The organism is Pseudomonas sp. (genome assembly GCF_035512415.1).
Lineage (GTDB): Bacteria > Pseudomonadota > Gammaproteobacteria > Pseudomonadales > Pseudomonadaceae > Aquipseudomonas.
The window spans coordinates 249,840-262,527 of the sequence record NZ_DATKDZ010000013.1 but is presented as its reverse complement, the minus strand read 5'-3'; the positions used below and the strand labels follow the sequence as shown (position 1 = coordinate 262,527).

Annotated in this window: 6 protein-coding genes; 4 read left to right on the top strand and 2 right to left on the bottom strand. The window is 64.4% G+C overall.

What is annotated here, in order from left to right; translation table 11 throughout:
• Positions 1-225 precede the first annotated feature (225 nt).
• Entirely contained in the window at positions 226-1,197 is a 972-nt protein-coding gene (locus tag VMP31_RS06770) for a sensor domain-containing diguanylate cyclase (RefSeq protein ID WP_325505366.1), read from the bottom strand.
• A gap of 238 nt (positions 1,198-1,435) precedes the next feature.
• Complete coding sequence (gene desA / locus VMP31_RS06765; RefSeq protein ID WP_325505364.1) at positions 1,436-2,623, bottom strand: delta-9 fatty acid desaturase DesA; 1,188 nt, start codon at positions 2,621-2,623, stop codon at positions 1,436-1,438.
• A 166-nt stretch (positions 2,624-2,789) separates the two neighbouring features.
• Here desA and dibA point away from each other — a divergent pair, with 166 nt between their 5' ends.
• From dibA to VMP31_RS06745, 4 genes are all read left to right on the top strand, one after another.
• Entirely contained in the window at positions 2,790-5,087 is a 2,298-nt protein-coding gene (dibA, locus tag VMP31_RS06760; protein WP_325505362.1) for a phosphodiesterase DibA, read from the top strand.
• Positions 5,088-5,215: 128 nt separating this feature from the next.
• Entirely contained in the window at positions 5,216-10,393 is a 5,178-nt protein-coding gene (locus VMP31_RS06755) for a PAS domain S-box protein (RefSeq protein ID WP_325505360.1), read from the top strand.
• Between the two features lie 153 nt (positions 10,394-10,546).
• Positions 10,547-10,933 carry a response regulator gene (locus tag VMP31_RS06750; RefSeq protein WP_325505358.1) on the top strand — a complete coding sequence of 129 codons (387 nt, stop codon included), beginning with the start codon at positions 10,547-10,549 and terminating at the stop codon, positions 10,931-10,933.
• The gene (locus VMP31_RS06745) at positions 10,926-12,587 is read left to right on the top strand and encodes a diguanylate cyclase (RefSeq protein WP_325505356.1); all 1,662 of its coding nucleotides are present in this window, start codon (positions 10,926-10,928) and stop codon (positions 12,585-12,587) included. The genes VMP31_RS06750 and VMP31_RS06745 overlap by 8 nt, the downstream gene beginning before the upstream one ends.
• Positions 12,588-12,688 lie beyond the last annotated feature (101 nt).

The window sequence follows — 12,688 nt, the reverse complement described above, 5'->3', positions numbered from 1 at the left end:
GCCGTGAATGGACACAGCCGTTATATGCAGAGCCCTACGCAGTTACTGTGCCAGTCTGCTTATTGCAGCAGCCGAGCGCTCTAGCTCAGGCCTCAAGCTCTGCAGACGGAAGATCTGAGGGACTGTCGAGCGCGCATTATAGGCGGTTTTCAGCCGAGCCCAATAAGCAGTAGGCGATTTTCCGCCATAACAACCAAGGTCTCGCAGCAGCTCGGAGCAGCCCGCTCAGTCAACCACGATCTGGTTCTTGCCCTGACGTTTGGCCTGATACATGGCGGCATCGGCACGGGTGTAGAGGGCGTCCAGATTCAAGTCCTCGGCGTGCAGGTTGGTCAGGCCCTGGCTGAGGGTGACGCCGAATGAAGTGCCCTCGTGACTGAAACGCATACGCCGCACCTCGCGCTGCAGGCGTTCGGCAATCTGGATGGCCAGGGCCGGTTCGCAGCGGGGGAAGAGCGCGGCAAATTCTTCGCCGCCGATACGCCCGAACAGGTCGCCGCGGCGCAGAGTGGTGGCACCGCTGTAGGCCAGACGCTGCAAAACCTGATCGCCCATCTGGTGACCGTAGCGGTCATTGATCAGCTTGAAGTCGTCCAGGTCGACCAGCAGAAAGGCCAGCGGGCTGCCATATTCGCGGGCCTGCTCGAACTCGCGCTGGGCGCAGTCGAAGAAGTGCCGGCGGTTGCTGCTTTGAGTCAGCACATCGGTAGTGGCCAGGCGGTGCAGCTCGCCTTCCAACTGCTTCTTTTCGGTGATGTCCTCGGCGATACCGACAATGATCTGCGCCTTGCCGGCAGCGCTCTGGCGGCTCACGAAGCATTTGTCGCTGAGCCAGCGCAGCTGGCCGTCGCTGCGGATAATGCGGTACTCGCGGGCCTCGACCGCGCCGGTCTCCAGCACCTGGGCCAGGCTCTCGGCGGCGTAGTCCAGGTCGTCCGGGTAGATGCTGTTGCGCCACTCGTTATAACTGGCCAGCAGCAGGGCGGCGGAACGGCCAAAGACGCGCTCGTAGGCGGGGCTGACATAGACAACCCGCTGGGTTTCCCAATTAAAGGCCCACAGTACCGCATTGACGCTGCCCAGCAGGGTACTGAACAGCTGCTCGCGCTCCTGCAGCCGCGCGACTTCACCGCGGGTGTGCAATAGCGCCAGGGTCAACTCCTCATGCTCGAGTTGCAGTCTGCTCACTTCATCCATAAACGCCGCCGGGGTGCACAGTGCTTAAGCAATAGCACGAGCATATGCCAGAAACAAAAAACCCGCCGAGCCAGGCGGTGTGAAAACTACTGCGCTCGGTTATGCGGCGTTAAAAACAGGCTCGGAATGCTCATTTACAACTCGTAAACTCCGCTTCCTCGCCTGTTTTTGCCTTGCCTAACCTTCGCTCGCTACGTTTCACACTGCCTGGGGGCGGGTTATTTGCGTCAGGCCTCAATCAGGCGCTGGCGGTCGGCCGCAGCGAATAGGTTTTCAGCTGTTCGGCAAATTCGCGCAACGACTGGATGCCGCTGGCCTCGGCCTCATGCACCCACTGTTTGATGGCTTCGAGCATGTCGTGGCCATTGGCGCTGGTCTTGACCCAGATCTGCTGCAGGGCCAGACGCTTCTCGTAGATCACCTTGAGTGCCTGGCTTTGCTCCAGCACGCGCTGGATGCGCAGCTGGTGCCCTTCGTCGAGCAGGCTCGGCTCACGGGCCAGCAGGCGCTTGGCGCGGTGGAAATGATGGCGCACCGAGGCATCGGCCTTGGCCAGTTCCTGCTTGACCAGGGGGGCAATGACCAGCTTGCGGTACTGCGCCATGATCTGGAATCTGTTGTTGAGAATCGCCATGGCGGTGTCCATGTCGAGGCTGCGCTTGCCTTCCACGCGGTGAGCGATGGGCGCAACGCGCTGCACCTTGGCCAGGCCGAGGATGCTGAACAACCTGATCCAGAACCAACCCATGTCGAATTCCCACTTCTTAACCGACAACTTGGCCGAGTTCGGGTAAGTGTGGTGGTTGTTATGCAGCTCTTCGCCGCCGATCAGAATGCCCCAGGGCACCAGATTGGTCGCGGCATCGCGGCATTCGAAGTTGCGATAGCCGACGGCATGGCCGAGGCCATTGATCACGCCAGCGGCCCATACCGGGATCCACATCATCTGGATCGCCCAGATGGTGATGCCCGCCGCGCCGAACAGGGCCAGGTCGATCACCGCCATCAAGCTGATACCGGCCATGGGGAAACGCGAATAAACGTTGCGCTCGATCCAGTCTTCCGGGCAGTTCTTGCCGTAGATGCGCAGGGTTTCCGGGTTCTTCGCCTCTTCGGCGTACAGCTCGGCACCGGTCAGCAACACGGTACTCAGGCCTTTGATCACCGGGCTGTGCGGGTCATCCACGGTTTCGCATTTGGCGTGATGCTTGCGGTGGATGGCGGTCCACTCGCGGGTGTTCTGCGCAGTGGTCAGCCACAGCCAGAAACGGAAGAAATGCTTGAGCGCAGGATGCAGTTCCAGGGCGCGGTGGGCCGAGTAACGGTGCAGATAAACCGTAACGCTGACGATGGTCACATGCGTCATCAGCAGGGTGACCGCGATCAGTTGCCAGACCGACAGGTCGAGAAAACCGTTGTACCACATGGGGATCGAGTGCCTCGTATAAAGAAGGACGCTGCTCTGTTGCCACAACAGACTACGACATTATCCCTGACCGAGATCAGAAAACCAGTTGGTCTTTTGGATAAGAATGCCGGCCCCGCGTTAGCACCTATACTGCCCAGCAGATCAAAAGGACTGACTACCCCCTATGAATGTTCCCCACAGCGCTCGGCGTCTGACCCTCGCCTACACCCTGGCTGCCGGCCTGTGGGTAGCATTTAGCGACACTCTGGTCGCCGCCCTCGGCCTCTCGCTCGAGCAGCTGGAGTCCGTGCAGCTGGTCAAGGGGCTGCTCTTCGTCCTGTTCACCGGCGCGTTGCTGTACTGGGTGCTGCGCACCCATCAACTGCAGCAGCACCATGCCAACCTGGCCCTGAGCGCCAGCGAAACCCGTCTGAGCCGCGCCCTGAGCGCGGCCCGGGATGGCATGTGGGACTGGGACCTGCATACCCGCACGGTATTTTTCTCCCCCGATTACACCGCCCTGCTCGGCCTGCCACCGGGCGGTCTGGGCAACGACCAGGAAAACTGGCTGCAACGCCTGCACCCCGACGACTGCGCGCATTTTCAGCGCTGCATGGAACAACGCCTGAACAGCGCCAGCCCGGATCCCTACGAAGTCAGCTATCGCCTGCGCCACAAGGATGGTACCTACCGCTGGATTCAGTCCCGCGGCCGGCTGCTGCTGGACGACCAGGGCCGCCCGGAGCGGATGATCGGCACGGCCAGCGACATCACCCAGCGGCGCAACGACGAGGACAGCCTGCGCCAGGCCGCCGCGGTGTTCGATGCCACCCAGGAAGGGGTACTGGTCACCGATGCCAAGCAACGCATCGTCCACTGCAACCCGGCCTTTACCCGGATCACCGGTTACAGCCAGGAGGAGATCCTTGGCCAGCAGCCCAGCCTGTTGAAGTCCGGGCGGCACGATCAGGACTTCTACAACAGCCTCTGGCATGCCCTGCAAAATCGCGGTGGCTGGAGTGGCGAGGTGTGGAACCGGCGCAAGAACGGCGAGATCTATCCACAGTGGCAGAATATCCGCGTCATTCGCGATGAAGAGGGCGAGATCAGCCACTACGTCGCGGTGTTCTCCGATATCACCGCGCTCAAGCGTTCCCAGCGCGAGCTGGACTACCTGGCCCATCACGACCCCCTGAGCAACCTGCCCAACCGCCTGCTGTTTACCGAGCGGGTCGAGACGGCGCTGGAGCGCGGGCAACGCGACAACCGTTGCGGGGCCGTGCTGCTGATCGACCTTGACCACTTCAAGCACATCAATGAAAGCCTCGGCCACGCCACCGGCGACCTGCTGCTCAAGGAGGTGGGCGAACGTCTGCGCCAGCAGTTGCAGGGTGCCATGACTCTGGCGCGCCTCGGCGGTGACGAGTTCGGCCTGCTCTGTGAAGACTGCGCCACGGCCGAACAGGCAGCCGGCCTGGCCCAGCAGATGCTCAACTGCCTGAGCCAGCCGTTCGTGGTCAACGGCCATGAGCTGTTTATCGGGGCCAGTGTCGGCATCAGCCTGTTTCCCGGCGACGCCGACAACGTCGCCCAGGTGCTGCGCAACGTCGACTCCGCACTGTTCAAGGCCAAGAGCAGCGGCCGCGAGGGCTATGCCTTCTACGCCCAGGAACTGACCGAATACGCCCGCCAGCGGGTCGAGCTGGTCAGCGCCCTGCGCCATGCCCTGGAGCACGACGAATTGCGCGTGTATTACCAGCCACTGATGTGCCTGCGCAGCCGACAGATGATCGGGGTCGAAGCTCTGGTGCGCTGGCAGCACCCGCAGCGCGGTCTGGTGCCGCCGGGGGAATTTATTCCGATCGCCGAGGAAAGCGGGCTGATCGGTGCCATCGACGCCTGGGTACTGGAGAAGGCCTGCCGGCAGATGGTCGCCTGGCAAGCGGCCGACTATAACCTGCGCTTTGTCTCGGTGAATGTTTCCAGCCGCCTGTTCAGTCGCGGCGAGCTGGATAGCCGGGTGGCCCAGGTACTGGCCGACACCGGCCTCGATCCGGCCTGCCTCGAACTGGAGGTCACCGAAAGCGCGGTGATGGACAACCCCGACGCGGCCCTGGCCCTGCTCGATCGCCTGCGCGCCCTGGGCGTACGCCTGGCCATCGACGATTTCGGTACCGGTTACAGCTCCCTGGCGCGGCTCAAACGCCTGCCGGTGCACAAGCTGAAACTCGACCAGAGCTTCGTCATGGGCCTGCCTAATGACCAGGACGATGTCGCCATCACCCGCGCGGTCATCGCCCTGGGCCACAGCCTGGGGCTCAAGGTGCTGGCCGAGGGCATCGAACAGCTGGAACAGGCCGAGCTGCTCGAACAACTGGGCTGCGACAATGCCCAGGGCTACTTTTTCGGCCGCCCGCAACCGGCCGAGGCCCTGCTCGCGCAGCTGCCCCTGGTGCACTGCGTAACGGCCCCGCAGGACTAGACCATGCGCGTGATGATTCTCGAAGATGATGTCTGGATCGCCGACCTGCTCAAGCAGATCGTCCATAGCCTGCGCCGCCTCGCGGGCCTGCCGTGACCCCCTCACACCAACAGCCTTAGAGGGCCTCAATGGCTAACAACAGCTCTGCTGCAATTCGCTGGATTGTCGGTTTCGGTAGCCTGGCTCTGGCGCTGTTGTTCCTCACCCTCGGCTCGCGTGCCCTGCAGGAACGCGAAGCGCTCTGGCAACTGCAATTGGCCAGCCAGAGCGAGCTGCAGCAGTTGGCGCTGCTAAGCACCCGCCAGCGCCAGGCCGCCCAGGCGCAGCTGCTCGGCGAAACCCTGGCGGCGGATGCCTGGGTGGTCGAGCTGGTGCGTCAGGCCCACGCCCTGGACCCTAGCGACCCAGCCCTGGCGAGCATCCGCAACCAGCTGTATACCCGCCTGGTACCGCGCTGGCGCAACCTGCAGTCGAGCCATCCGTTTCGCCTGCTGGTGCACCTGGCACCTGCCGGCGAAGTGTTCCTGCGCGTGCACGCCCCCGAACGCCATGGCGACAACCTGAGTGACCGCCATCCCCTACTGCGCGACGCCCTGCGCAGCGGCACCAGCCGCGCCGGCCTGGATCTCAGCCCGCAGGGCCTGGGCATGCGCGCGGTCATCCCGTTACGGGTCGACAGCCTCGATGGCCCGCTCACCGTGGGTGCCATCGAAGTGGTGTACGAGGTGCTCGGCGAGCTGCGCCAGCTGGACCGGGAGCTGGATGCCGGCGTCGCCCTGCTACTGGAAACCCCCGCCCAGACCAATAATGGCGAGGCCTTGCGCGGCCTAAAGGCGCAGCCCGGCGGCTGGCAGCTGATTGGCGACTCCCGCGCCCAGGTTCGGGCCTGGCAGGCCGCCGGACTGCTGCCGGCCCCTGCCGCCGGCTATAGCCGACAGCTGCTAGAGGATGAGGATCGTAGCTACCTGCTCAACCAGTTTGTTCTGCCGGGCTATTCGCAGGACACCAGCAGCCCGGCCACGGCTCGGGCCATCACCCTGGTATGGCGCGATATCAGCGAGCTGGCGGCCATCCATCGGCGCGACCAGCGCCAGCTGGTCGGCAAATGGTTGCTGGCCTGGCTAGGATCGGCGGCGCTGCTGTTGTTGCTGTTGCGGGCGACCAAGCGCAGCAGCCAGCTCCTGCTCAGCCGTCACCGCGACGAGCTGCAGGCCAAGCATCGGCAGAGCGAGCAGGCGCGCCAGCTGCTGGCGGTAATCGCCGAAGCCCAGGCGGCCTATATCAACGCGCAGAATCAACGCGAAGCCTTCGACGCCCTGCTCAAGCGCATCCTCGTCCTCAGCGACAGCCAGTTCGGCTTGATCGGCGAGGTTCTCCACAATGACCAGGGCGCGCCCTACCTGCGCGCCTATGCCGTCAGCCATCAGGCCTGGGATTACGCCCGCGCCCTGCGCCGCGCAGACCAGTCCGCGCCGGACCTCGACGAACTGCTTGAACAGGCGCTGCACAGCAACAGCCCGCTGCTGCGCAATATGCCGACCGCAGAGCCCCAGCCCGCCGGCCCGGCGGAGCGCAACCCGGTGCTGCAGGCCTTTGCCGGCCTGCCCATCAATGTCAATGGTCAGCTGATCGGCATGCTCGGCCTGGCCAACCGGCCCGGCGGCTATGACCAGGCCTTTGTCGATTTTCTGCAGCCGCTGCTGGCCACCCTAGGCCAGTTGATCGAGGCCCTGCGCCGCGATATTCAGCGCGAACAGGCCCAGCACAGCCTGCAGCGCCAGCAGGCCGCCCTGCGCGCGCTCAACGAAATCGCCGCCCTGCCAACCCTGAGCAGCCAGCAACAGCTGCGCCAGGCCCTGCAACTGGGGGCCGATTTCTACGCCTTGCCCCTGGCCATCATCAGCCAGGTCGATGGCGAGGATTATCGGGTCATGGCCCAGGTCTCGCCTGCGGGCGGCCTGGAAGATGGTCAGCGTTTCGTCCTCGGCGACACCTACTGCAGCATCGCCCTGCGCGGCGACGACGTGCTGGCCATCGAACAGATGGGCAAATCGGCCCATGCCAGCCACCCCTGCTACCCCCTGTTTGCCCTGGAAACCTATATCGGCATCGCCATCAGCGTGGCTGGGCAGCGTTTCGGCACTCTGGCGTTCTGCGCCCACGAAGCGCGGCAGAGCTCATTCGACGAGGCCGACCGCGAGTTTCTGCGCCTGTTCGGCCGCTGGGTCGGGGCCACCCTGGAGCGCCAGCAACAGGAACAGGCACGTCAGGTCCTGCTCGAACGCCTCGACGACGCCCAGCGCATCGCCCGCCTCGGCCACTGGGAAGCCAACCTGCAAAACGGCGAGCTGTACTGGTCGAGCACCATCTACAGCATCTTCGGCTACGACCCGCAGTACTACCGGCCCAGCCTGGAAAACTTCAAACGCACGCTGCACCCCGAAGATATCGCTCTGGTCGAAGCCAGCGAACAGCGGGTGATGGCGGGCGGCGTGCACGACGTGGTGCACCGCATCATCCGCCCCGACGGCGCGGTGCGCTGGGTCCATGAACTGGCCCATCTGCAGCCCGACGTACAGGGCCGCATGCTGCGCCTGGTCGGCACCGTGCAGGATGTCACCGAACAGGCCAGCGCCGAGGCGGCGATCAAGGCCCAGAGCGAACGCCTGGCGAGCATTATCGAAGGCACCCATATCGGCACCTGGGAATGGGATGTGCAAAGCGGGGCCACGGTATTCAACGAGCGCTGGGCGCAGATCATCGGCTACCACCTGAATGAACTGCTGCCCGGCGATTTCCAGCACTGGCAGCAGATGATCCACCCCGACGACCTGCCCCTGTCCAGCGAACGACTGCAGGCGCATTTTCGCGGCGAAACGCCCTACTACGAATGCCAGTACCGCATTCGCCACAAGCAAGGCCACTGGGTCTGGGTTCAGGACCGCGGCCGGGTCGAGCGCCGCGGCGAGGCCGGCCAGCCCCTGCTGATGTACGGCACCCATGCCGATATCAGCGAGACCAAGCAGCGTGAGGAAGAGATCCGCAAGGCCCGCGCCTTCCTCCAGGCGGTACTCGACTCGGCCACCGGGGTGAGCATTATCGCCACCGATACCGCTGGCCAGATCAGCCTGTTCAATACCGGGGCCGAGCGCCTGCTGGGCTATAGCGCCGCCGAGATGATCGGCCGCGCCAGCCCGGCAGCCTTCCACCTGGCCAGCGAAATCGAGGCGCGCGGCGTCGCCCTGAGCCAGCAGAGCGGCAAGCCCATCGCAGGTTTCGAGGCCTTTATCCACAATGCCCGCAGCGGCGAACCCGACACCCACCAGTGGACCTACGTGTGCAAGGACGGCAGCCAGCGCAGGGTCAACCTGACGGTCAGCGCCATCTTCGACAGTGATCGCAGCATCACCGGGTTTCTCAGCATCGCCAGCGACATCACCGAACTGCAGCAGACCACCCGCGCCCTGCAGAAGAGCGAAAGCCGCTTTCGCGGCCTGGTGGCCAACCTGCCGGGGGCGGTCTATCGCTGCGACAACGATGCCGATTGGACCATGCGCTATATGAGCGACGAGGTGCTGAACCTGACCGGCTATCCGCCCAGCGACTTTATCGACAACCGCCAGCGCAGCTTTGCCCGCATGATTCACCCGGACGACCTGCCGATCACCTACCAGGCCCATGAGGCCATCGCCCGCCAGCACAGCTTTGAGCTGACCTATCGCCTGCAGCATGCCGATGGCCACAGCGTCTGGGTGCGGGAAAAGGGCCGAGCCGAATACAGCCCCGACGGCAGGCCGTTGTGGATCTCCGGGTTTATCTGGGACATCAGCGACCGCAAGGCCGTGGAGGATGCCCTCAGCGTCAGCCAGCAGCGTTTCAGCAGTGCCTTCAGCACCGCGCCCCAGGGCATGGCCCTGGTGTCGCTGCAAGGGCAGTGCCTGGAGGTCAACGACGAACTGTGCCGGATGCTCGGCTACAGCCGCGCCGAGTTGCTGCAGCTGAATTTCCAGCGCCTGAGCCACCCCGACGACCTGCAAAGCGACCTGCACAGCCTGGAGGAGCTGCTGGCCGGACGAATCAGCGCTTACCAGATGGAAAAACGCTACCTGGACCGCCAGGGCCGCGCCCTCTGGGTGCTGCTGAGTGTCGCCCTGGTGCGTGACAGCCAGGGCCAGCCGGTGAATTTCGTCGCGCAGATTCAGGACTTCAGCGAGCGGGTCGAGGCCGAACGGGCGATCCGCGAACGCGAGGACTACCTGCGCACCCTGCTCGACAACGTCCTCGATGCCATCGTCACCATCGACCAGCAGGGCAATATCGAAACCTTCAACCACGCCGCCGAGCAGATTTTCGGCTACAGCCTGGCCGAGGTCAGCGGGCGCAACGTCAAGCTGCTGATGCCCGAGCCGGAGCGCTCGACCCACGATGACTACCTGGCCCGCTACCGCGAGACCAATGAGGCCCGCCTGGTCGGTACGGTGCGCGAACTCACGGGGCTGCGCCGCAGCGGCGAGCTGTTCGCCATCGAGCTGGCCGTCTCGCAGATCAGCCACCAGGGCCAGCGGCGCTTTATCGCGGTGATCCGCGATATCAGCGAGCGCAAGCGCATCGAACAGATGAAGAACGAATTTATCTCCACCGTCAGCCATGAGCTGCGTACCCCGCTCACCGCCATCGCCGGCTCCCTCGGGCTGATCAACGGCGGCGTGCTGGGCGAAGTGCCGGCCACCATGCAGCAGATGCTGCGCATCGCCCAGGACAACAGCCAGCGCCTCAGCACGCTGATTAACGACCTGCTCGATATGGACAAACTGGTCGCTGGCAAGATGAGCTTCGAGCTGCTCGAGCAACCCCTGCAGCCCCTGCTGGAACAGGCCGTGGCGCAGAACCAGCCCTATGCCAGCCAGTACCAGGTGCAACTGCAGCTACTGGAGCCCACCGACGCCGACTGGGTCAGGGTCGATAGCCAGCGCCTGGAACAGGTGCTGGCCAACCTGCTGTCGAATGCCGCCAAGTTCTCCCCCGTCGGGGAGCGCGTGGAAGTCGCCGTACAACGTCGTGGCGACTGCCTGCGCGTAAGCGTGCGCGACCACGGCCCGGGTATCGCCGACGCCTTCAAGGAGCAGATCTTCGGCAAGTTCGCCCAGGCAGACGCCACCGACACCCGGCGCAAGGGCGGCACCGGCCTGGGCCTGGCCATCAGCAAGCAGCTGATTGAGCACATGGGCGGGCAGATCGGCTTCGACTCGACCCCGGGCCAAGGCGCGACCTTCTGGTTTGAGCTGCCCCGGGTAACGTCGCAATGAGCCGGCAACTGTTCACTCGCCGCCATTCTGACCTAGGCTTAGGCCAGGCCGCTGAACCCCGGCGACCGCGCGGCGCGCTGGCTAAATACCGGGCCGATGGGCAACACTGGGCCCATCGCCGCGCCAGCCCGTCGACGACCAAGGACACGCCCGATGCCTGAGCTCAAACGTATTCTGCATGTGGAAGATGACCCCTCGATCCAGGCCGTGGCCAAGGTCGCCCTGGAGGCCGTCGGCGGGTTCAGCGTACTCAGCTGTTCCTCGGGCCAGGAAGCGCTGGACCAGGTGCAGGGCTTCGCCCCCGACTTTATCCTGCTGGATGTGATGATGCCGGACATGGATGGCCCGCAAACCCTGGCGAAACTCCGCGAGCTGGTGGACATCGGCCTGATCCCCGTGGCCTTTATGACCGCCAAGGTGCAGCCCAGTGAGATCGCCCACTACCGCAGCCTGGGAGCCACCGACGTGATCATCAAGCCGTTCAACCCCATGCAGCTGTCGACGCAGATCCGCGCCATCTGGGACCGCGCCCATGGATAAACGCCAGCAACAACTGCAGCAGCTGCAGGCCCACCTGCAACAGCTCGGCGAGCAATTCGCCCAACGCCTGCAACAGGAGCTGCCCGAGCTGGCCGACAAGGCGCGGCAACTGCAGCAGGCCGACGATGTCGAGAGCCAGCAGCGTCTGCTCTGCAGCCTGCGCGACCAGCTGCACAAACTCGCCGGCAGCGCCGGCACCTTCGGCTTCAACGGCCTGGGCCAGCAGGCCCGGGAGCTGGAGCAACAAGCCGAGCAATGGCTGGACAGCCTGCAACAGAAACAGCAGCGCCTGCAGGACTTTATCCACAGCCTCGAGCGCCTGGCCGAGCAGCCGCAACTGGTCGAACTCGAAGCCGCCCCCGCGAGCAACAACGCGCGCCTGGCCAACCTCGCCAGCACAGCCTGCGCCCGGGTCATCTATATCCTCGAAGACGAATCCAGCATCGGCGAGAACATTCGCCTGACCCTCAACACCTTCGGCTACAAGGCCGAGCATTTCACCCGTATCGAGGCGCTCGATGCGGCTATCGCCCGGCACCTGCCCGACGCGCTGATCATCGACGTCAACCTGCCTCAGGAAAGCCAGACCGGGCTGGACTACGCCGCGGCGCTGAACCAGCGCCTGGAAGAACCGCTGCCCCTGCTGGTACTGACCACCCAGAACGATTTCGCCACCCAGTTGCAGGCGGTCCGCGCTGGGGCCCAGGGTTTCTTCGCCAAGCCGCTGGACATCACCAAACTGGAAAACCGCCTGGAGCGCTGTTTCGCCCAGCAGAATGGCGAGCCCTACCGGGTCATGATCGTCGACGACGACCGCGACCTGGCCAGCCGTTACAGCCTGGTGCTGCGCGGTGCCGACATGCTGGTGGAAACCGTGCAGAGCCCCGAGCTGATCCTCGCCGCCATGGCCAGTTTCAACCCGGAGGTGCTGCTGCTCGACATCAACATGCCGAACTATGGCGGCCCGGAACTGGCGCAGATCATCCGTTTCAATGACGACTGGCTGCGCGTGCCGATCATCTATCTTTCGGCGGAAACCGCCATCACCCGACAGATGGGTGCACTGGTCAAGGCCGGCGACGATTTCATCAACAAACCGATCTCCGACAACAGCCTGATCACCACGGTATTCGCCCGCGCCCAGCGCGCCCGCCTGCTGAGCAATGCACTGTCGCGCGACAGCCTGACCGGCCTGCTCAAGCACGCCGACATCAAGGAACAGGTGGCCCTCGAGCAGGAGCGCGCCCTGCGCAGCGGCAAGTCTGCCAGCGTGGTGATGCTCGATATCGACCACTTCAAGCAGGTCAACGACAACTATGGCCATGCGGTCGGCGACAGCGTTATCCGCGCCCTGGCCAACCTGCTGCGCCAGCGCCTGCGGCGCATCGACAGCCTCGGCCGCTACGGCGGCGAGGAGTTCCTGGCGGTGCTGCCCGATTGTTCAGCGGCCCACGCCGAACGCATCGTCGACGAGATTCGCCAGCAGTTCTCGGCCATCTGCTTTAGCGCCGGCGACAGAGAATTCAACGTCACCCTCAGCGCCGGTATCGCCGGTGCTGAGGGCCTGGCTGCCAGTGAGCTGATGGAGCAGGCCGACCGCGCCCTGTACCAGGCCAAGCACAGCGGCCGCAATCAGGTGCGCCTGGCCGAGTAACCGCTACAGCAGACGCAACAGCCCGTAGCCCGGATGTAATCCGGGAGCGGATGAGCAGGGGATAGATTTCCCCGGATTTCATCCGGGCTACAAAGCGCCGT